Here is a 20,851-nt window from a genome sequence, read left to right on the forward strand (position 1 = left end):
CGATTTCGGCTCTGTCTTATTTTTTTATAAAATCAGTGATTTTTGAGATTTTTATATGCTTCTTTGCATCGGATATGTTGCGGTAAACGGTTAAATCTCCGCTTGGAATTTGATTGCTTAGTTGCTTTTTGAAGTTGCCGTTATTGATTGAATTTACAAATTCCATAAGCGTGCATTGCAGGTCGTAAGCTGTTAAAGATTCGGTATTGATATAGCATATATGTTTGTTTGATTTTGTATCGGGGAAGTCATTTATAACAGCGTAAACACCGCTTTCGTCCGAAGCAAAAATGTTTATGTAAGGTATGGCATAAATTTCCGTTGAACAGTCCCGTTCATCAAGAAAAAAGTTTATGCCGTATTTTTCTTTTGCTGTGTTAATAAAATTTGAATCATCCTCGTCAACAATCGGAATTGTGATTTTTCCGCAAGTTATAAATTCGTCATTCTTTGAATTGATGAAATGAGCGGAGCAATCATCAAAAAATATTTCGCTTGTATCAATGTAGTAAATCATAGGTTTGACACCCTTGTTTTGTTGTAATCTAATTATAAACTTTATTGAAATGAAAAGCAAGTTTAAAAATTTTTTGCCGTTTTGGATGTTTTTATGCTTTTGTTGTTGCATATAGCGAATATCAGATGTCCGCAAAATAACACGCTTGGTTGCAGGGGCATATTATGTAATGTAATATAGAAGCTGTCCCCGAGGGTGCTGTGCACCTTTATTTGAAAGGAGCGAAAGCGTGAACAGCTTGGCGCAAATTATCATAACCGTCGGTGCGGTGGTGACGGCTTGCTTAACTGTTTTCGGTGTGTGCAAATCGCTTGCAGGATATATTTATTCGCTGAAAAATAATTCTCGAATGCAGTCGGAGCGAAACACCGCACAGGATAAGGCTATTGCAAGGCTAAAGGAAGAAAACAAGCTTATTTGCTACGGACTTTCCGCCGCACTTGACGGTTTGGAACAGCTCGGCGCAAACCACTCTGTGCCGATTGCAAAAAACAAATTGCAAAAATATTTAAATCAACAGGCACATAAGTAATTTATGAGCCGTGACAACTTGAATTTTATTTTAAAGGAGGACAAATATGACTTGTACAAAGACAACATTAAAACGAGCAGGGCGAACTTTTATCCAGTCTGCACTTGCTTATATCACGGTCAATGTGGTGTATATCAATTTTACCGATGACAAGGTGAGCGTAAAGTCTGCGATAACAGGCTTACTCATTGCGGCGGTGTCCGCAGGGATTTCCGCTGTGATGAACCTTGAAAAGAAAGAGGGCGAATGTTGATGACCTTTGAAAAATGGGTGAGCCAAAATCTCGGCAAAAGCATTGATTATGACGGTGTTTACGGAGTTCAGTGCGTTGACCTTGCAAAGCATTATATCAAGAATGTTCTTGGGGTGAAGCCTGAAAGCATCGGTAATGCTATCGAATATTACAACAAACGCAAAACGAGTGAATATCTCACTAAGAATTTTAAATGGATTGACAACACGGCGGAGTTTGTTCCGAAAAAGGGTGACCTTTGCGTGTTCACTTCAAAAAGCGGAAATGGGCATATTTCCGTTGCAACTGGCGAGGGAACTACCTCGTATTTTTATTCTTATGACCAAAATTATCCAAAATCAAAGCACGAGCCAATGACCCTTGTTAAGCATAACTATACTTCGTTTTTGGGCGTTCTTCGACCTAAAAAGAAGAAAAAAACGGTAAAATGCTTCAAGACCTATAAGGGTGATAGCCTGAGCATAGTTGATGCTTTAGAGGCTGTTGGCGCAAAAAGCGATTTTGCTTATCGCAAAAAGATTGCCGCAAAGAATAAAATCAAAGATTATAAGGGCACGCCCGAACAAAATGAAAAAATGCTTGCGTTACTCAAAAAAGGTAAGCTTGTAAAACCGTAAAAATAACCCCACCAATTTGAGTTGGTGGGGTTTTGTTTATTCCTCTATGAGGTTGTTTTCTCGGAGCAGATTGATGAATTTCTCAACATCGGCTTTTGCTTTGCTTTCGTCAACATCATATTCCAAGGTGACCTTTTTTACCACTTCGTCAACGGTGGTGTCTTTGAGCAATGCATTCCAAAAAAACGTTCCGCTTTCGTTGAGGGTAATCATTCCGTTGAAAACTCTTTCTGCGTTGCCGACAGGAACAACAATGTCAGATCCGGCGATGTTTCGCACGGTGAAGCCTTTTTTAATTCTCATTAGCCTTTTAGCCCTCTTTCTTGTCTGTCCATATCTTCAATGACAATATCGTAAATTTCGCCGAGACTTCTGCAATATTCCAAAACTTTCCACGGTTCGTTGGTGTGGTAGTGGATTTTGATTAAATCCTCGTCACCGACTGCGATGAGGCAGTCGCCCTTGAAGTGCTCCACAAAGTAATCGTTGATTGCATCCTCGTCAAGGTCTGTGCCCTCGATGAGAAGTTGTGTGTCGTATCTGTATTCAAGCATTGTAAAATCTCCTTTGGTTAAATCTTGTTGAGTGCTTGCTCGATGTCTGCGATAATATCCTCTGCAGCTTCAATACCGCAAGAAAATCTTACCAAGTCAGGTGTTACACCGCATTCTGCGAGTTGTTCGTCTGTCAACTGACGGTGAGTTGTTGATGCAGGGTGCAGGCAACATGTTCTTGCGTCTGCAACATGGGTAACAACGGCTGCCAATTCAAGGCTGTCCATAAATGTTGTTGCCGCATCTCTGCCGCCCTTAACGCCGAATGAAACAACACCGCAAGTGCCGTTTGGCATATATTTTTGAGCAAGTGCGTATTGGCTGTCGTTTGGAAGCATTGCGCATTTAACCCATTCAATTTTTGGATGATTTTCAAGATACTTTGCAACCTTTTTTGCGTTCTCGCAATGTCTTTGAACTCTTAAATGCAATGATTCAAGACCGACATTCAAAAGGAATGCTTCGTTTGGTGATTGAACAGAACCCAAATCTCTCATAAGCTGAACGGTTGCCTTTGTGATGTATGCGCCTTTGCCGAATGTGTCGGTGTAAACAACGCCGTGGTAGCTGTCGTCGGGAGTTGTGAGTCCCGGATATTTGTCGTTTTGAGTCCAGTCAAAATTACCGCTGTCAACGATTGCACCGCCGATTGTTGATGCATGACCTTCCATATATTTTGTTGTTGAATGTGTAACAATATCAACGCCGAAATCAAACACACGGCAGTTGATAGGGGTTGCAAATGTGTTGTCAACGATGAGCGGAATTCCGTTCTTGTGAGCAACCTTTGCAAATGTTTCGATGTCCAAAATATCAAGGCTTGGGTTAGAAATTGTTTCGCCGAAAATTGCCTTTGTGTTCGGCTTAATGGCAGCTTGGATTTCTTCCTCTGTTGCGGTTGGTGAAACGAATGTGAAATCAATTCCGAGTTTTCTCATTGTGACATTGAAAAGATTGAATGTTCCGCCGTAGATTGCAGATGATGACACAATGTGGTCGCCTGCCTGTGCAATGTTGAACACCGCATAGAAGTTTGCCGCCTGACCCGAGCCTGTGAGCATTCCTGCCACTCCGCCCTCAAGAGCCGCAATCTTTGATGCAACATTGTCGCAGGTCGGATTTTGAAGTCGTGAATAAAAATATCCGCTCTTTTTCAAATCAAACAAGTCGCCCATCTCGGCACTGCTGTCATATTTGAATGTTGTTGATTGAACAATCGGTATAACTCGTGGTTCACCGTTTTTTGGTTTGTATGTGCCTTGCACACAAATGGTATCAAGCTTCATTTTAATTGTCCTCTCTAAAAATGAAATTATTTATTTTTGTTATATATAATTCGCAGTCCGTCAATCAAAAGATTTTCATCAATTATCATATCGTGACTGCAATTTTTTGCTATTGATTTGCCAAGACCGCCTGTGACAACAATCGTTGCCTTTTCGCCGAGTTCTTGCTCAAATTTGTCAATGAGTCCGTCAATCATACACGCTGTGCCGATGACGCATCCCGATTGCATACTCTCGATTGAATTTGTGCCGATGATTTTTTTCGGCGCTGTTATGTCAATCTGCGGAAGCAAAGCCGCACCTGCCGATAAGGCGTTTATAGAAGTCTTTACTCCTGTTGTGATTGTTCCGCCCAAGAAGTTGCCGTCTTTGTCGAGCACCGAGCCTGTGGTTGCAGTGCCTAAATCAAAGATAATGGTTGGCTGCGGATATTTTTCTTTTGCCGCAACCGCACCTACAACAAGGTCTGCACCGAGCTGTGCCGGGTCGTCAATTTTTATTGAAAGTCCTGTTTTTATGCCGGGACCGACAACTATTGCGTTCACCTTGCAAACGGTGTAAATTGCTTTTTTCAGCGTGGTGACAAGTGCAGGAACAACCGAAGAAATGATTGCTCCGTCAATTTGTATGTTGTCGTGCAAATTCAAAAAAGAATATATCTTCATTGCACATTCGTCTTCTGTTTCGTATATATTGGTGGAAACTCTGCCTGAACTGACAAGTTCCTCGCCGTCAATAACTCCGAGCACGATGTTGGTATTGCCCACATCAACTGCAAGTAACATAGTCATTACCTCACTTTAGTTTGTATCTAATATATATTATCATATATGCTACGCTTTGTAAAATAAAAAATTTTAAATTTTCTATTGACAAATGAAAAATTTATGCTATAATAAATGACGTTGACCACGGAAGCATAGCTCAGCTGGGAGAGCATCTGCCTTACAAGCAGAGGGTCACAGGTTCGAGCCCTGTTGTTTCCACCAAAAAACATAGACACTCTTTTGAGTGTCTATGTTTTTTTTATTGAGTAATTTAGGGACTCGAACCTTGGGAAGATTTTGACACCGTAGGGGCGAACTGTGTTCGCCTAATGAATATCAATAAATTATTTAATTAACCTCTTGACTTTTCGCCGTTTTCTGCTATAATAATTAAGCCGCATATTATGGGCAGTAAGAAATGCACCTCGGTGTGTTCGCCTATCGTAGCGAGACTTATGAAGGAGAGTTATTACTATGTACGCAGTTATCGTAACAGGCGGAAAGCAGTACAAGGTATCTGAAGGTGATGTTCTTTACATCGAAAAGCTCGATGCAGAAGCAGAAGCAAAAATCACTTTCGATCAGGTTCTTGCAGTTGGCACAGACAAGGGTCTTAAGGCTGGCAAGGATTGCGCAAAGGCTACTGTTGACGCAACAGTTGTTAAGAACGGCAAGGGCAAGAAAATCACTGTTTTCACCTACAAGCCAAAGAAGAACGAAAAGCGCAAGATGGGTCACAGACAGCCTTACACAAAGGTTGAGATCACAAAGATTAACGCTTAATTGTTTGATTTAATGATTAACAGAATAGAATTTTTCAAAAGCGGTGATATGCTTACAGGATTTGAATGCAAAGGTCACACCGGATTTGCCGACGAGGGCAATGATGTTTTGTGTGCATTCATCAGCAGTGCGTGTTATCTCACGGCAAATACAATCACGGATGTTATCAAACTTGATGCCCGTGCTTCTGCTTCCGACGGATATATGTCATTGCGCATCAAGTCATCACCGGAAAAGGCACAGGATATTCTCAACGGTTTGGTTCTTCATATGACGGAACTCCAAAAAGATTATCCTCAAAACATAAAAGTAACTATATCGGAGGTGTAATTATGCTTAAGCTTAATGTACAACTTTTTGCTCATAAAAAAGGTATGGGTTCTACAAAGAACGGCAGAGACAGCGAATCAAAGCGTTTGGGCGCAAAGAGAGCTGACGGTCAGTTCGTACTTGCAGGCAACATCCTTTATCGTCAAAGAGGCACACACATCCACCCGGGTACTAATGTAGGTATCGGCAAGGACGACACTCTTTTTGCTCTCGTAGACGGTACAGTTAGATTCGAAAGAATGGGCAAGGACAGAAAAAAGGTTTCTGTTTACCCAGTTGAGCAGTAATTGACAGATTCATCCGCAGTCGCAGGATTGCGGATGTTTTTTGTTTGCTCGGTTGACAATCGGGCAGAATATAATTATAATTAAAATGTTGCAAAGATAATGACAAAACGAATTGAATTTTTTTGCAAATATGTCTCCGTAGCTCAGTAGGATAGAGCGACTGCCTCCTAAGCAGTAGGCCATCGGTTCGATTCCGGTCGGGGATGCCAAAAACACAGCCGAAAAGCCTAGTAAAATCAAGGCTTTTCGGCGTTTTTTTCATTTTTGCGAAGAAACAGACTGATAACACAAGGCAGATACACTGATGCAGTAGATGATATTCTTTGCAAAGTAATGTCTGCTAAGAAGCAGAAAATTCGCTATATATAATTATGAAACACCACCTACTATTTGATAAGTGGTCTTAGTTCTAATATGGTTGAAATGAAGTATTAACTTTCAATCCTACCTTCTGTGTATGTTATATAGATTGTGTTAATAAAACCTATACCATCGTTGTTTATTCTATATTGCAATATTGTGAAATTATTTTCTTGGTCATAATAATAAATTTCATTGTCATATTCTACTTTTTCCAAAGAACACAAATATCTATTAATAAAAATATTAATTCCGTCAGGTTGTTTTAATGTTTTTAATTTTGTGGTATATACATCCATTCCGCCTGTTCCTCTATAATAAGAATGTTTAGGAATTGGAATACTGACACCACTAACAAAATCAGAGGTATATTTTGTTTCAAAAAAGGTTTTGTTAAAAGACAGTATTGCCATTGTTAGGAAAGTGCATAAAACAATTACAATTATGATTAGTAAAAGAAACATTTTTTGTTTTTCTTTTCGTTTAATATATCTATTATAGCTCATCATAGTTTCTACTGATAAATGTTCTATGTTGTTTTCTTTTGTTTTTTCACCTTTCAGCAATTCGTTTATGGATATATTTAATTCTTTGCAAAGTGGTTCGAATAACGAAACATCTGGCAAACCTCGACCGTTCTCCCATTTAGAAATAGCTCTATCAGTTACTTTTAATTTGTCGGCTAATTCCATTTGTGTCATATTGTTTTCTTTGCGAAGTTCGGCAATAAATTTTCCTATTTTTTCTTGGTTCATAAATCACATCTCCTTTCACAAAAATTATAGTATAAAAATACAACAAATACACCAAACGAACCGTAGAGTCCGATAGAATTTATGCTTTTTATCAGGATTAGATTATATTATACCAAATTAATATGAAAATTTCTATCCACCGCCTATTGACCTCAAGATGAGGAAAATAGGCGGTATTTTTATGTCTGAAATTTTTTAGAGATTTTCAACTTCCTATAATTCTTTGCATTTGTATCCTTGATAATCTTATATCGAGATATCGAGGGTGTTTTGTTTTTTGCCGAAATTTCTTTTTTTCTTTGACAGATTTTTATTTTTTTATGTTAAATAAAGAAAATCGGTCAAGGAGAATGTATTTATGAAAAAATGTTTTTCTGTAATAATCTGCGTTGTTTGCATATTGACTTTGTTTGCTTGCGGTAAAAAAGCAAATCCTATTGTATTGCCTCAAAGCAGCGATGTTGTTTCTGTTGATGTGACTGTTGGTGAAAACACCATGAACTGCTTGGACAAAGCTTGGATTGATGAAGTGATAAACGGTATGACTGATTCCAAACCGACAAATAAACAAAGCGTTCAGGATTTTCCTCAAGTTGATAATTATATAAAAGTTGAACTTAATTCGCAAACAGAAAAAACTACCGTTTTTGTGTATAAAGATAAAGGCAAATTCTATATTGAACAGCCGTATAGCGGAATTTGTATTATTGATGAAGAAATATATAATCGGTTGAAAGAAGTTAATTGAATGTTACAGTAAAATAAGGCAACCCGTTGGATTGCCTTATTTATTTTTTGCTTTTTTGATTGTTTTTATAATTTTTTCAATGCCCATTGCCAGCAGGAAGATTGCTAATTCAATAAACGCTATGATAGTTGCGTATTGCAAGCCGTAGTCAAATATATCTGAACAATAGATTGCGCTGCCGACAAGCAGTTCTATTGCCGAAATAGGGATGAAAATAAATTTCCAAACAGGCTTGATGTTCAGGAATGACAACAGCAGGGCTGAAAGTGCACCGCCGATTATTGCCATAAGAGGAACTGCCATTGCGTCAGTCGGAGTTGCGGTCAGCGGTACGCCAATGGTGAAAACTGCGTTTACCAAAACAACAACCGCATATAGCAATATATGCAATGTGCGAAGTTTTTTGTTAGAAGTTTTTATCGTTTCAACGATGATTTCGTCCGCCTTTTTGCTTTCTTCCGTGGTGATGCGTTCGCCTATAATCAGTTCGTTGACTGAAATATCGAGCAGTTCGCACAATGGGAGAAACAAGGATACATCAGGCATATTTTTGCCTGTTTCCCAACGGGATACGGATTTGTTTGAAACTCCTAATTTTTCTGCAAATTCTATCTGCGTCAAGCCTTTTGCTTTTCGATTTTCTGCAATGAATTTACCGATTTTTTCTTGTTCCATAGCCACCTCTCCTTTCAATGCCAATATAACACGGCATGCAAAAATTGTAAAGGACACGGAGCGAGAATTGGTGAAACTTCGTGAGAATATGGGGCTGTGGCACAAAAGCCTTGAAATTACAATGGGTGTTTGTTATAATATAAAAAATATTTGGTATAATTATACCGATGATAATGATATATGAACACGAACTTTGGGGTTGTCATAATTGACAGCCCATTATTAAAATGGTGATAATATGTTTGTAGATATTGCAAAAATAAAAATCAAAGGTGGCGACGGCGGTGCCGGTGCGGTTGCCTTTCACAGAGAAAAATATGTTGCGGCAGGCGGTCCAGACGGCGGTGACGGCGGAAAGGGCGGAGATGTTGTTTTTGTAGTTGACGACAATCTTGCAACTCTTGCCGATTTCAGATATAAGCGCAAGTATTCCGCACCGAACGGCGAGGGCGGAAAAGGCGGTCGTTGCAACGGCAAAAAAGGTCAAGACCTCGAAATCAAAGTGCCTCGTGGCACAATCATCCGTGAAGCGAACAGCAAGGCTGTTATGGCGGATATGAGCAAAACGGAGCGTTTTGTTGCCGCAAAAGGCGGAAAAGGCGGATGGGGCAATATGCACTTTGCAACTTCAACCCGTCAAGTTCCTCGTTTTGCAAAGCCGGGTGTTCCGGGCGAGGAGTGGGAAGTTAGCCTTGAATTGAAACTTCTTGCGGATGTCGGTCTTGTCGGTTATCCGTCAGTCGGCAAAAGCAGTCTTATTTCCGTTGTTTCACAGGCAAAGCCGAAAATCGGCGATTACCACTTCACAACTCTTGTGCCGAATCTCGGCGTTGTAAGCATGGGCGAGGGCAACAGCTTTGTTCTTGCCGATATTCCTGGACTTATCGAGGGTGCAAGCGAGGGCGTTGGCTTGGGTCATCAGTTTTTGCGCCATGTTGAGCGTTGCAGAATGCTTATTCACATTGTTGATGTCAGCGGCAGCGAGGGCAGAAATCCGATTGATGATTTTGAAAAAATCAATGAGGAACTCAAAAAATTCAATCCCGACCTTGCCGAGCGTCCTATGATTGTTGCAGGCAATAAGATTGATATGGCAGAGCCGGAACAGATTGAAGAATTCAAAAAATATGTCAACGACAAGGGCTATGATTATTATTCTATTTGTGCACCGATTATGGAGGGCACAAAGGAATTGATGAATGTCACTTGGAATATGCTCAAGGAGCTTCCGCCGATTAAGGAATACGAGGTTGAGGAAATTCCGCTTGAGTCACTCATTCCGGAGGATGACAACAGCTTTAAGATTACTCAAGAGGACGAGGGCTACTATCTTGTTGAGGCAAAGTGGTTCCCGAGAGTTCTCAAGGGCATTGATGTCACCGACTACGAGGCACTTCAGTATATGCAAAGAGTGCTTGAAAAGAGTGGCGTGTTTGACGCATTAAGAGAGAAAGGGATTCAAGAGGGCGATATTGTCAGCCTTTATGACATTGAATTCGAGTATATTCCGTAATGAGATTTACAGATAAAGAAGCGCATCCAAACGAACTCAGTCCGCTTAATCTTGCGTTTATCGGCGACTGCATTTATGAAATGCTTGTGCGTGAAACCTTGGTGCTTGATGCAAACCGTCCCGTAAATGATTTGCACAAGGAAAGCGTAAAATTTGTGTCGGCAAAGTCTCAAACTTTGGCTTATGATAAAATCAAGGATGTTCTCACCGAGCAGGAAACCGCAGTGTACAAGCGTGGCAGAAATGCCAAGGTGGGGCATAATCCAAAATCCGCAAGCCAGGGAGAGTACCACATCGCAACAGGTGTTGAGGCACTTTTCGGATATTTGTACCTCACCGAGCAGGACGACAGAATCAAAGAACTGTTTGGAATTATAACAAAATAAAAAGCAATTTAATAAGAATAACCGTTCTTGTATTCCCGTAATACAGGGCGGTTATTTTTTTGAATAAAGTTGTAAAAATACGGTTAGATACGGTATTATTATTTTCATGGCTTTATCTGCCGACATTAAAATTATAAATTTAGTGTATTGAATTTTATTGACACAAAAAGTACACAATGGCATTATATACTTATGGCAAGGAGGGAGAAAAATGTACAGAGTTTTAGTTGCAGATGATGAAAAAGCAATCAGAGAATCGATTTCGGATTATTTGAGGGCAAAGGGCTTTTCCGTAGCTGTGGCATGTGATGGCAAAGAAACTGTTGAAAAAACAAAGTCGGATTCGTTTGATTTGCTTATTCTGGATGTTCGTATGCCGAATATTGACGGTTTGAATGCTTGCAAACTGATTCGTGAATTTTCTTTGGTGCCGATACTTTTTCTTTCGGCTTATGGCGAAGAAGATGATTTTTTAAACGCTTATAAGGTTGGCTGTGATGATTATATTGTTAAACCGTTTCCGCTGTCGGTACTTGTTGAAAAGTGTAATGCAATGATTAAGCGAAACAAAAGCATTGATACCGAAATTATAACCGTCGGAAGTATTTCGATTGACGCTGAAAGGCGAAAGGTTTTCACTCCCGAAAGCGTTGTAAATTTGAGTAATGTTGATTTTGAACTGCTCTTGTATCTTTGCAGAAATAAAGGCATTGCCCTTAACAGGGATATAATTTTAACTCGTGTTTGGGGCTATGATTTTGACGGCGACGCAAGAGTTGTTGATACACATATCAAGAGGATAAGAAAGGCCCTCGGCAGGCATTCCGCTCAAATAAAAACAATCTCCGGTGTCGGTTACTCTGTAGAGGAGGTGTGATTATGAACAAGAAAAGAATGAATTGCATAATCACTTTGTCGCTTGCCGTGTTGTATGTTATTTGTGCCGGACTGTCATTTAATATTTGTTATTCCAAAGAAGGACGGGATTTTGAAAACGCTTCTATGAATTATGTTAATTTGCTTTTAGATAATATCAATAATATTATTTATTCCGATGGCGGAGCACAAAATCTTGACGAATTGCAGGAACAGCTTGCAACTGCCTATACCGAATTTTATCCGTCTTATTACGGGGTTTACGATAAACACGGAAAACTTGTGTTCAAAAACAGTTCGTATATCCAAAGCGATGATATAGGCTTTATTCCTGTTGATGCGAATGATGAAGTAACAGAGCAGTATTTGTTGTTTGACAAAGAATTAACTTCATATCCCGTGATTGATAAATTTTGTTATGTTACAAAAAACAATAAGATTGTTCCGACAAAATTATATTTTGTTTCGGCAGATGAGAACATCGATAAAAATGCTTCAAAAGTTATTGTGCTCAGCAATAAAAAAGCAACAGGTGAATATATAAGCAAAACCGAATTTTTAGGTTTTACAAGTAATATTTCGTATAATTATAACAAGGTTAATAAAAAGATAAAAAATGATTTGATTGATTTGTATTTCAATAAAAATGTAAGCGTTTCCGATATAGGAAATACGGGCGGATATAACGGATGCGAGGAAGCAAAATATACAAGCACTTTTGAACTTGACGGCAAAAAATATTATTTTATTGTTCATGTAAAGCACAGTTTGTTTTACGATACGCTTATAAGTCAAACTTTTAAAAACAGTATTTACAATCAAACTTTTTTGTTTTTGATTGTTGCTGTCGTGCTGTTTGTTACACTTAATAAGATGTTTGACAAAAACGAAAAACTAAATCAGGCACGGCAGGCTTTTACTTCGGCAGCGGCACACGAACTTAAAACGCCGATTACAATTATCAACAATCAATGCGAATGCCTGATGGAAAATGTAGCACCCGAAAAGCAGCAGGAATACATTTCAAATATTTATAGGCAAAACAGGCATATGTCGTCACTTATAGGCAACCTTTTGCAGTACAATCGCATTGATTTCGGCAAAGTTCAAAAAACAAAATTTGATTTTAAAATTGTATGCCTTGAAGAACTTGAAAAGTACGAGTCACTTATTGAAAATAAAAACCTAAGTATTGATACATCGGAAATTTATGATGACGAAATGACGGCAGATGAAAAACTTATCAGGCTTGTTGTTGATAATTATATTTCGAATGCTGTAAAATATACTCCGAACGGAAAGAAGCTAAAAATTTCATATGACAAGTATAAGGGCTTTATTGTGTTTAATGAAGGCAGTCATATTGATGAAGCGGATAAAAATAAGATTTGGGAAGTGTTTAACCGTTCGGTCGGCGATGAAGTGATTGAATCAAGCGGTATGGGGCTTGCGGTTTGCAAAAAGATACTTGACGCACATAAGTTTAAGTACGGATTTAATAATCTTGCAACCGGTGTTGAATTTTATTTTAAAACAAAATAATTCTTTACAAATCCGATTTTGTGTGATATAATCTTTTTGCTTAATGCGGATGACTCGGTTCTGGGGGCAAGTCGGATACGACATACACCGAGCCCACTACTGTGTTTTTCGCAATGCAAATATTATTATGAAAGGTGATTTTAATTATGACACAGGCAGAAAAGCAAGCTATTATGGCTGAATACGCTACTCACGAGGGTGACACAGGTTCTGCACAGGTTCAGGTTGCTGTTCTCACAAAGAGAATCAACGAACTCACAGAGCACCTCAAGGTTCACAAGAAGGACCATCACTCACGCAGAGGCCTTCTCAAGATGGTAGGTCACAGAAGAAACCTTCTTGCTTACATCTACAAGAAGGATATTAACGAATACCGTGCACTTATCGCAAAGCTCGGCATCCGTAACACTCTTGAGCGTAACATGGCTGAAAACGAGGACTAATAATCCGTTGGCAAGTGATACCTGTTTGGCATCGCTTGCCTGTTTGTTTTTGATTCCAAAGGAGGAGCAAACAATAGTAGTAAATTGAGGGTGTAATTGCACAGATTTATGCCTTGAGTTTATTACTATTGCCCTCCTTTTGATATATAATAAAAATATTAATTTAGAGAGGTAAAAGTATGTTTTTCAAGAATTTTAAAGTATGGGAAACAGAGCTTGCCGGCAGAAAACTTACCCTTGAAACAGGTAAGATGGCAGGCCTTGCAAACGCATCAATCCTTGCTCGCTATGGCGAAACAGAGGTTTTGTGTAATGTAACAGCTTCGGCAAAGCCGAGAGAGGGCGTTGATTTCTTCCCACTCAGCGTAGACTACGAAGAGAAAATGTATTCGGTTGGCCGTATTCCGGGCTCTTTCCAGAGAAGAGAGGGCAGAGCTTCCGAAAAAGCTATCCTCACATCTCGTTGCATCGACCGTCCTATCCGTCCTTTGTTCCCAAAGGATTTGAGAAACGATTGTTCGGTTGTTGCAACAGTTATGTCTGTTGACCCTGATTGCTCACCTGAAATCACAGCTATGATCGGTGTATCTGCTGCAATCGCAATTTCGGATATTCCGTGGGACGGTCCTATTTCAGGCGTAAATGTCGGTCTTGTTGACGGTCAAATCGTCATCAACCCCGGTCTTGAGGACAGAGCAAAGAGCGACCTTGTTCTTACAGTTGCTTCAACAGCAGATCTTATCGCTATGATCGAAGCAGGCGGTAACGAAATCAGCGATGACCAAATGTTTGACGCTATTATGGCAGGTCACGAAGAAAATAAGAAGATTGTTAAGTTCATTCAGGGCATTGTTGATGAAATCGGCAAGCCGAAGTTTGCTTATGAATCATCAGATCCTGATCCTGAAATCCTTGCTCAAATCGAGGACTTCTGCATTGAGGATGTTAAGAAAGCACTTGACACAGACGACAAGAATGTTCGTGATGAGGCTCTTCTTCCTATTTATGACGCAGTTCATGAGAAGTTTGACGAGCTCTTTGAGGGCAACGAGGGCAAGATTGACGAGATTATGTATCTTGTTCAAAAGCATGTTGTTCGTGCTTGGCTCAAGGATGAGCACAAGAGAGTTGACGGCAGAGGCATTGACGAAATTCGTCCTCTTAATGCCGAAATCGACCTCCTTTCAAGAGTTCACGGTTCAGGTATGTTCACAAGAGGTCAAACACAGGTACTTTCAGTTGCAACACTCGGCCCTATGAATGACGCTCAAATCCTTGACGGTCTTGATGAGCAAACCGAAAAGAGATATATCCACCACTACAATTTCCCATCATATTCAGTTGGCGAAACAAAGCCGTCAAGAGGTCCGGGCAGAAGAGAAATCGGTCACGGTGCTCTTGCAGAAAAGGCACTTGTTCCTGTTCTTCCGTCTGTTGATGAGTTCCCATATGCAATCCGTGTTGTATCAGAAGTTCTTTCTTCAAACGGTTCAACATCACAGGGTTCAATCTGCGGTTCAACTCTTGCTCTTATGGCAGCAGGTGTTCCGATTAAAGCTCCGGTTGCAGGTATTTCTTGCGGTCTTATCACAGGTGATGAGGGCGTTTACGGCGACTTTATGACAATGGTTGACATTCAGGGTCTTGAGGACTTCTATGGCGATATGGACTTCAAGGTTGCAGGTACAAAGAAAGGCATCACTGCAATTCAGATGGACCTTAAAGTACACGGTCTTACTCCTGAAATCATCAAGGAAGCTTTTGCAAAGACACATAAGGCAAGAAATTACATCCTTGACGAAATTATGCTCCCTGTTATCAGCGAGCCTCGTAAGGAACTTTCAAAGTACGCTCCAAAGATGTACACACTTCAAATCGACCCTGACAAGATTGGCGATGTAATCGGCAAGGGCGGTAAGGTTATTCAGGAAATTCAGGCTGAATACGAAGTTAAGATTAACATTGAAGAAGACGGCAGAGTATTCATTTCAGGCGTTGACGCTGACAAGTGCGAAGGTGCAGTAGGCGTTGTTAAACTTATTGCAACCGATCCTGAAGTCGGCGCTTTCTACAACGGCGTTGTAACAAGAATTATGAACTTCGGTGCTTTCGTTGAGATTGCTCCGGGCAAGGAAGGTCTTGTTCACATTTCCCGTCTTGATGTTAAGAGAACAGAAAAGGTTGAGGATGTTGTCAATGTCGGCGATTCAATCATTGTTAAGTGCATTGAAATTGACGATCAGGGCAGAATCAATCTTTCAAGAAGAGACGCTTTGATTGAACTTGAGGGTATGAAACCTGAAAATGATATTGAAGAAGCTCCTCGCAAGCCAAGAAGAGATAATCGTCGTGGCGACAGAAGATAATTAAATATCAAAATTACAACACAGCTTTCCTTGCTTGCAGGGAGAGCTGTTTTTTGATTGAAAACGAATTTCGCTTTGTTTAAAAATTGTTTGCTTGATTATGCGGTGCTTATATAGTATAATATTTATATTATTTTTAAAGGAGAATTTTTATGAGTGATAAAATTCCAAATATGGATTATGACGCTGACGAAGTAATCGGCAACTTCAAATCAAAATTCAAGTGGCCGTCAAGCAGTGATGTTGAGGTCGTTGTTAAGCCTCCGAAGGCAGGACTTGAATTTTTGATTTCGTTTCTTATCACGGCAGTTGCGGGTGGCGTGCTTTATTATTTGACTATTCCTGCAATGAATTTCAAATCAACTGATTTTTATACATTTTGGTTTGCACTTATTGCGATTTTCTGCGTTTCGTTCTATTTTCTTTGCGGTGCAAATAAGAAAGTAGAACGCCGAGAATATTGCAAAAAGCGTGCGATTTATCCGATTGTTTTGGTTGCTATGATGCTTATCGTGATGGGTGTCGGCTGGCTTGCCGGTTGCACACTTTTCCGTGCAAAGAGCTACAGCGAACTTGTCGATGTTAAGGAAAGTAGCTTTACAGAGGATTTTGAGGATATCAACTATACAGATGTGCCTCGCCTTGATGCACTCACATCAAAAGTTCTTGCGGACCAGCAGCTCGGCTCACTTTCAGAATATAAGAGCCAATATGTTGTTTCAAATGTTTCAACTCAAATCAACTACAAAAATCATCCGGTCAGAGTTGCGTATCTTGAATATGCAAATGTGTTCAAGTGGTTCAACAACACAAAGAACGGCTTGCCTGCATATATGCTCACCGACCTTGTCAGCCAAAATGTAACTGTTGTTAACTGCGTTGAAAAATTCGGAAGCGGTATCAAATATTCTCCGACAGAATTGTTCAACGAAAAACTCATTCGTCATTTGAGATTTCAGTATCCGACCGCTTTGCTTGACACCCCTAATTTTGAGATTGATGATGATGCACACCCTTATTGGATTACACCTGTGCTTGACAAGACTATCGGTCTTTTTGGCGGCACCGATGTAAAGGGAGCAATCGTTACCGACGCACTCACAGGCGAAAGCGAATATTACAGTATGGGGCAAATTCGCACAAACGATTCCCTCAACTGGATTGACGTTGTTTATAACGAAAATCTTGTTATTCAGCAGTATAATTATCACGGCAAACTTTCACACGGCTTCTGGAACTCTATTATTTTCCAAAATGATGTAAACATCACTTCAAACGGAAGCGGTGTAATTGCTATGGACGATGACGTTTGGGTTTACACAGGCGTCACCTCTGCCGAGTCTGATGCGTCAAACTTTGGCTTCATCCTTTGCAATCAGCGTACAAAGGAACTCAGATATTACAAAAACGGCGGTGCACAGGAGAATTCCGCACAAGCTTCCGCTGTTGATATGGTACAGCAATATCGCTATCAGGCTACATTCCCGATTCTTCTCGACATTGAGGGTCAGCCGACTTACTTTATGTCACTTTTCGGTGACGGCTACACAGTTAAGGGCTATGCACTTGTAAACCTTGATGACAAAACAATCGTGGGCACAGGACTTCTCGACAACGAAAAATCACATTCAAAAGCACTCAATGCTGCTGTTGAAAACTACATTTCGGCACTAAAGGACAAGAATAAAGTTGCCCAAGATGCAGACGCAGACGACTACAAGGTTGATGAAAACGAATCAACAACAATAGTTGACGGTGACGCTTCATCAAGCACAGCACCTGAAAAACCGCAGGAGCAAAAACTCACGGTAACAGGTGAGGTTAAGGACATCAAAACTTCTGTAAATGACGGTAATACGGTTTACTATTTGCAGCTTAAGGGTAAGTATTATTACATCACCGTGACCGATTGTATGGATGTTCTTCTCATTAACAAGGGAGATAAGGTTAAAGTTACCTACACCAAGGATGGCGATAAGTTCGTTCTTGCAACTAATGTTGAAGTTGTAAAATAGTTTAATAGCTCGGAGACTGCTAAGAAAGTCTCTGAATTTCGTTTTCTTGCGAGTGGGAGCTGTACGATGGTACCGCCCCCGAGCAAAAAACGGAAAACGCCAAAAATGCTGTAAGCATCAAACTTACAGCATTTTTAAAACCCCACCGTCAACACTTTGTGTTGCCACCTCCCCTTTTCCTAAAAGAGGAGGCATAATTCGGTTGGATTATATTTGGCGTGGTTCAGAGGCTTTATCGGCAGTCTTTTGTTTTTTGCAACCGTAAGTTTACATTATGGAAGCCTTTTTTGATTGCTAAAAAGGTTGATTTTTGCTATTATTAGGTTAGCAAAGGAGGTAACTGATATGAAGTTTGATGAGAACTTGAGAGCGTTTAGAAAGCAAAAGGAGTTTTCACAGGAATACCTTGCGGAGAAAATGAATGTATCCCGTCAGACTATTTCCAAATGGGAGAACGGCACGGCTATGCCCGATTTGAAAAAGTTGACTGATTTGGCAAGTCTTTTTGATGTCAGTATGGACGAACTGCTCGGAACATCTGCACCCGAATACAAAACCTCGGTGTCCGACAATGCCGAACTTGAAAATTTGAAGCAGGCGTTTGATGAATACAAGGCTAAAAATAAAAAGACGACAATCATATTCGGTGCTGTGTCAACAGCGCTTGTTGTTGCGTTGATTTTTACAACGGTCAATTTGTCAAATTCAATCGCAAATCTGCAAAGCAGGGTGAACAGCTTGCCGTCGGGGCAGGTGATTTATCAAAATGACGGTGATGACGACAGCAGTATTCTGTGTGATGTTGATTGCCTCGTTTCAAAGGTGGACAAGGACAATCCCGACAAAGTTGAAATGACCTTTACTTATGCACCTAAAACTTATGTCAAAGGTACGAGTGTAAAGTTTGTTGTGACCGATGCGTTGAAATCTACCGACCCGCAAACAACATTTGAAGCGGAGTTGAGCGGTAATTCGTTTTGTGCTGTGATTCCGATTAAAATGTCGGGTTCAAACACGGTGAATATTTCGGTTGATGACGGCACAAATGTCACCTCCGAACAGATGGATATTGATTGGGTAGGCGAGTATTACTCCTTTATAAATCAAATCCAATATTATGACATCGATTCGACAGGTACAAACGAAAGAATAATTTTTAATGAGAACCCTATTAATTGGGAAGAAAATACCGAATGTCCGAAAATTACAAAGGCTTATCTCGAAGCCGAGGACGAAAACGGAAAAATCGTTTATTCCAAAAAATGCAAAATTAAGTTATCCGATTCTGTTTATTCGGTTGATGCCGAAAGTTTTGACAGTGCTGTGAAAATTTCCGCTGTCTATATAAAACTTATTGATGAATACGGCACAGAATGCAAAATGAAATGTGCTTATCTTTATAACGAATCTGACGGCTTTGATTCAACTGCCGAATCGCTTGAAGTGACTCCCGAAGCAGTAATAAGATTTCCCAATGGAATGAAATTGACTAGCTAATCAAAATTATGCCTCCCATTTTTTAAAAGGGGAGGTGGATTTTGCGAAGCAAAAGACGGTGGGGTTTTACTTCGGGTTTAACCTTTAGTTTGTTTTAACCCCTCAGTCGTGCATAAAGCACGACAGCTCCCCTTTATTGCAAAAAAGGGGAGCCTTAATATTTTGGTGAATCTGATTGGTGTTGTCTGTCTTCCATTAAATGTAAGGGGAGATGGAGTTTGCGAACAAGCGCACCATCAGCTGACATGCTAATTAAAAATAAAAAAGGCTATTTTGGCGTGAATACCAAAGTAGCCTTTTTGTTATGTTTGTCAGAATGCGATTTTTTCTTCAATGAATGCTTCGAGTTCTGAAATAGGAAGTCTAACCTGCTCCATTGTATCTCTGTCACGAACTGTTACGCAACCGTCCTCAACAGAGTCAAAGTCGTATGTGATGCAGAACGGAGTACCGATTTCGTCCTGTCTGCGGTATCTCTTGCCGATTGAGCCTGCGTCATCATAGTCAACCATAAACTTCTTTGAAAGGTTTTGGAACACTTCCTCAGCCTGCTCGTTGAGCTTCTTTGAAAGAGGAAGAACTGCGCACTTGTATGGTGCAAGAGCCGGATGGAAGTGCATAACGATTCTCTTGTCGTTCTTTTCCTCATCAAGCATTTCTTCGTCATATGCTTCGCAAAGAACTGCAAGGAAAAGTCTTTCAACACCGAGTGACGGCTCGATAACATATGGAATGTATCTCTCGTTTGTTGTGCCGTCAAAGTATTCAAGATTCTTGCCTGAAGTTTTGATGTGCTGTGTGAGGTCGTAGTCTGTTCTGTCTGCTACGCCCCAAAGCTCGCCCCAACCGAATGGGAAGTTGTATTCAAAGTCGGTTGTTGCCTTTGAGTAGAAGCAAAGTTCTTCTGGGTCGTGGTCACGAAGTCTGAGGTTTTCAGGCTTGATGTTGAGTGAGTAGAGCCAATCTCTGCAGAAGCCTCTCCAGTATTCAAACCATTCAAGGTCTGTACCCGGCTTGCAGAAGAATTCAAGTTCCATTTGCTCAAATTCACGAACACGGAAGATGAATTTGCCCGGAGTAATTTCGTTTCTGAATGACTTGCCGATTTGAGCAACACCGAAAGGAACTTTTCTTCTTGTTGTTCTTTGGATGTTTGCAAAGTTAACAAAGATACCCTGTGCAGTTTCAGGACGGAGATAGATTTCGTCCTTGCTGTCCTCTGTTACACCCTGGAAAGTCTTGAACATAAGGTTGAACTGACGAATGTCGGTGAAGTTGTGAGCACCGCAGTTTGGACAAGGAATGTTCTTTTCCTTGATGTAATTGCTGAGTTCTTCGTTTGACCAGCCTGCAACATTTGTGCCGTCAAAGTCCTCAATGATTTGGTCTGCTCTGTGACGGGTTTTACATTCACAGCAGTCCATAAGTGGGTCAGAGAAACCGCCCAAGTGTCCTGAAGCAACCCATGTCTGTGGGTTCATCAAAATTGCGGAATCAAGACCTACATTGTATTTGTTCTCTTGGATAAACTTCTTTCTCCAAGCGTCCTTGATGTTTGTTTTGAGTTCAACACCCAACGGACCGTAGTCCCAAGTGTTTGCAAGTCCGCCGTAGATTTCACTGCCCGGATATACAAAGCCTCTGCCTTTGCAAAGAGCAACGATTTGGTCAAGTGTTTTTTCAGAATTTAACATTGAAATGTCCTCCAATTTTTGATGTCTTATATTATACTATTTATATTGTTTTTAG

23 protein-coding genes and 2 tRNA genes are annotated in these 20,851 nt (G+C 40.3%); 17 read left to right on the top strand and 8 right to left on the bottom strand.

All coding sequences use genetic code 11. The annotated features are described in order from the left end of the window. Positions 1 to 16: 16 nt before the first annotated feature. On the bottom strand, positions 17 to 517 hold the full coding sequence (locus tag Q0E03_RS07350; protein ID WP_297131091.1) for a hypothetical protein: 501 nt from the start codon (positions 515 to 517) through the stop codon (positions 17 to 19). A 229-nt stretch (positions 518 to 746) separates the two neighbouring features. Here Q0E03_RS07350 and Q0E03_RS07355 point away from each other — a divergent pair, with 229 nt between their 5' ends. From Q0E03_RS07355 to Q0E03_RS07365, 3 genes are read left to right on the top strand one after another with little or no spacing between them, the layout of a single operon-like run. Further along, positions 747 to 1,049: a hypothetical protein gene (locus Q0E03_RS07355; RefSeq protein ID WP_297131094.1), complete on the top strand. Its 303-nt coding sequence runs from the start codon at positions 747 to 749 to the stop codon at positions 1,047 to 1,049. 46 nt (positions 1,050 to 1,095) lie between these two features. Then, positions 1,096 to 1,302, top strand: a complete 207-nt coding sequence (locus Q0E03_RS07360) for a hypothetical protein (RefSeq protein ID WP_297131097.1) — start codon at positions 1,096 to 1,098, stop codon at positions 1,300 to 1,302. Beyond that, a complete protein-coding gene (locus tag Q0E03_RS07365) occupies positions 1,296 to 1,919 on the top strand; it encodes a CHAP domain-containing protein (protein WP_297131099.1) in 624 nt (207 codons plus the stop codon). The genes Q0E03_RS07360 and Q0E03_RS07365 overlap by 7 nt, the downstream gene beginning before the upstream one ends. Before the next feature lie 36 nt (positions 1,920 to 1,955). On the opposite strand, the gene Q0E03_RS07370 is transcribed toward Q0E03_RS07365, so the two are convergent. The 4 genes from Q0E03_RS07370 to Q0E03_RS07385 are packed head-to-tail and all read right to left on the bottom strand — an operon-like array spanning position 1,956 to position 4,544. Next, positions 1,956 to 2,222 (bottom strand): PqqD family protein, encoded by a 267-nt coding sequence (locus tag Q0E03_RS07370; RefSeq protein WP_297131102.1) that lies wholly within the window; start codon positions 2,220 to 2,222, stop codon positions 1,956 to 1,958. Then, positions 2,222 to 2,473 (bottom strand): kinase to dihydroxyacetone kinase, encoded by a 252-nt coding sequence (locus Q0E03_RS07375; protein WP_177664608.1) that lies wholly within the window; start codon positions 2,471 to 2,473, stop codon positions 2,222 to 2,224. The genes Q0E03_RS07370 and Q0E03_RS07375 overlap by 1 nt, the downstream gene beginning before the upstream one ends. 17 nt (positions 2,474 to 2,490) lie before the next feature. Next, positions 2,491 to 3,759, bottom strand: coding sequence for an O-acetylhomoserine aminocarboxypropyltransferase/cysteine synthase family protein (locus Q0E03_RS07380; RefSeq protein ID WP_297131105.1), 1,269 nt, complete (start codon positions 3,757 to 3,759; stop codon positions 2,491 to 2,493). A 26-nt stretch (positions 3,760 to 3,785) separates the two neighbouring features. Then, positions 3,786 to 4,544 (bottom strand): type III pantothenate kinase, encoded by a 759-nt coding sequence (locus Q0E03_RS07385; protein ID WP_294836301.1) that lies wholly within the window; start codon positions 4,542 to 4,544, stop codon positions 3,786 to 3,788. Between the two features lie 128 nt (positions 4,545 to 4,672). Here Q0E03_RS07385 and Q0E03_RS07390 point away from each other — a divergent pair. The 5 genes from Q0E03_RS07390 (at position 4,673) to Q0E03_RS07410 (ending at position 6,135) form a co-directional block, all read left to right on the top strand. Beyond that, positions 4,673 to 4,748, top strand: a tRNA-Val gene (locus Q0E03_RS07390). Positions 4,749 to 5,000: 252 nt separating this feature from the next. After that, the gene (gene rplU / locus Q0E03_RS07395; RefSeq protein WP_078767874.1) at positions 5,001 to 5,309 is read left to right on the top strand and encodes a 50S ribosomal protein L21; all 309 of its coding nucleotides are present in this window, start codon (positions 5,001 to 5,003) and stop codon (positions 5,307 to 5,309) included. Between the two features lie 12 nt (positions 5,310 to 5,321). Then, positions 5,322 to 5,639, top strand: a complete 318-nt coding sequence (locus tag Q0E03_RS07400) for a ribosomal-processing cysteine protease Prp (protein ID WP_078767873.1) — start codon at positions 5,322 to 5,324, stop codon at positions 5,637 to 5,639. A 2-nt stretch (positions 5,640 to 5,641) separates the two neighbouring features. Continuing rightward, the gene (rpmA, locus tag Q0E03_RS07405; protein ID WP_078767872.1) at positions 5,642 to 5,926 is read left to right on the top strand and encodes a 50S ribosomal protein L27; all 285 of its coding nucleotides are present in this window, start codon (positions 5,642 to 5,644) and stop codon (positions 5,924 to 5,926) included. A 132-nt stretch (positions 5,927 to 6,058) separates the two neighbouring features. Beyond that, positions 6,059 to 6,135, top strand: a tRNA-Arg gene (locus Q0E03_RS07410). 222 nt (positions 6,136 to 6,357) lie between these two features. Here Q0E03_RS07410 and Q0E03_RS07415 read toward each other — a convergent pair. Next, positions 6,358 to 7,041: a helix-turn-helix domain-containing protein gene (locus tag Q0E03_RS07415; protein ID WP_297131108.1), complete on the bottom strand. Its 684-nt coding sequence runs from the start codon at positions 7,039 to 7,041 to the stop codon at positions 6,358 to 6,360. Positions 7,042 to 7,399: 358 nt separating this feature from the next. Between Q0E03_RS07415 and Q0E03_RS07420 the strand changes: the two genes are divergently transcribed. Next, positions 7,400 to 7,789 (top strand): DUF5301 domain-containing protein, encoded by a 390-nt coding sequence (locus tag Q0E03_RS07420; RefSeq protein ID WP_297131111.1) that lies wholly within the window; start codon positions 7,400 to 7,402, stop codon positions 7,787 to 7,789. 36 nt (positions 7,790 to 7,825) lie between these two features. On the opposite strand, the gene Q0E03_RS07425 is transcribed toward Q0E03_RS07420, so the two are convergent. Beyond that, positions 7,826 to 8,464 carry a helix-turn-helix domain-containing protein gene (locus tag Q0E03_RS07425; RefSeq protein WP_297131113.1) on the bottom strand — a complete coding sequence of 213 codons (639 nt, stop codon included), beginning with the start codon at positions 8,462 to 8,464 and terminating at the stop codon, positions 7,826 to 7,828. A 238-nt stretch (positions 8,465 to 8,702) separates the two neighbouring features. Between Q0E03_RS07425 and obgE the strand changes: the two genes are divergently transcribed. The 8 genes from obgE (at position 8,703) to Q0E03_RS07465 (ending at position 19,102) form a co-directional block, all read left to right on the top strand. Continuing rightward, entirely contained in the window at positions 8,703 to 9,977 is a 1,275-nt protein-coding gene (gene obgE / locus Q0E03_RS07430; protein WP_294799283.1) for a GTPase ObgE, read from the top strand. Further along, entirely contained in the window at positions 9,977 to 10,363 is a 387-nt protein-coding gene (locus tag Q0E03_RS07435; RefSeq protein ID WP_297131117.1) for a Mini-ribonuclease 3, read from the top strand. Before obgE ends, Q0E03_RS07435 begins: the two co-directional genes overlap by 1 nt. A gap of 211 nt (positions 10,364 to 10,574) precedes the next feature. After that, positions 10,575 to 11,240 carry a response regulator transcription factor gene (locus Q0E03_RS07440; protein ID WP_297131120.1) on the top strand — a complete coding sequence of 222 codons (666 nt, stop codon included), beginning with the start codon at positions 10,575 to 10,577 and terminating at the stop codon, positions 11,238 to 11,240. A gap of 2 nt (positions 11,241 to 11,242) precedes the next feature. Further along, positions 11,243 to 12,781 (top strand): sensor histidine kinase KdpD, encoded by a 1,539-nt coding sequence (locus Q0E03_RS07445; protein WP_297131124.1) that lies wholly within the window; start codon positions 11,243 to 11,245, stop codon positions 12,779 to 12,781. A 146-nt stretch (positions 12,782 to 12,927) separates the two neighbouring features. Next, on the top strand, positions 12,928 to 13,224 hold the full coding sequence (rpsO, locus tag Q0E03_RS07450; protein WP_078767868.1) for a 30S ribosomal protein S15: 297 nt from the start codon (positions 12,928 to 12,930) through the stop codon (positions 13,222 to 13,224). Between the two features lie 179 nt (positions 13,225 to 13,403). Then, positions 13,404 to 15,590 carry a polyribonucleotide nucleotidyltransferase gene (locus tag Q0E03_RS07455; RefSeq protein ID WP_297131127.1) on the top strand — a complete coding sequence of 729 codons (2,187 nt, stop codon included), beginning with the start codon at positions 13,404 to 13,406 and terminating at the stop codon, positions 15,588 to 15,590. 152 nt (positions 15,591 to 15,742) lie between these two features. After that, positions 15,743 to 17,605 carry a CvpA family protein gene (locus Q0E03_RS07460; RefSeq protein WP_297131130.1) on the top strand — a complete coding sequence of 621 codons (1,863 nt, stop codon included), beginning with the start codon at positions 15,743 to 15,745 and terminating at the stop codon, positions 17,603 to 17,605. A gap of 345 nt (positions 17,606 to 17,950) precedes the next feature. Beyond that, complete coding sequence (locus Q0E03_RS07465) at positions 17,951 to 19,102, top strand: helix-turn-helix domain-containing protein (protein ID WP_297131133.1); 1,152 nt, start codon at positions 17,951 to 17,953, stop codon at positions 19,100 to 19,102. Between the two features lie 311 nt (positions 19,103 to 19,413). Here the strand turns inward: Q0E03_RS07465 and Q0E03_RS07470 are convergent, their stop codons facing one another. After that, the gene (locus Q0E03_RS07470; RefSeq protein WP_078767864.1) at positions 19,414 to 20,796 is read right to left on the bottom strand and encodes a glycine--tRNA ligase; all 1,383 of its coding nucleotides are present in this window, start codon (positions 20,794 to 20,796) and stop codon (positions 19,414 to 19,416) included. Positions 20,797 to 20,851: the final 55 nt, after the last annotated feature.

This window comes from uncultured Eubacterium sp., from assembly GCF_934525195.1.
Classification (GTDB): domain Bacteria; phylum Bacillota; class Clostridia; order Oscillospirales; family Acutalibacteraceae; genus Eubacterium_R.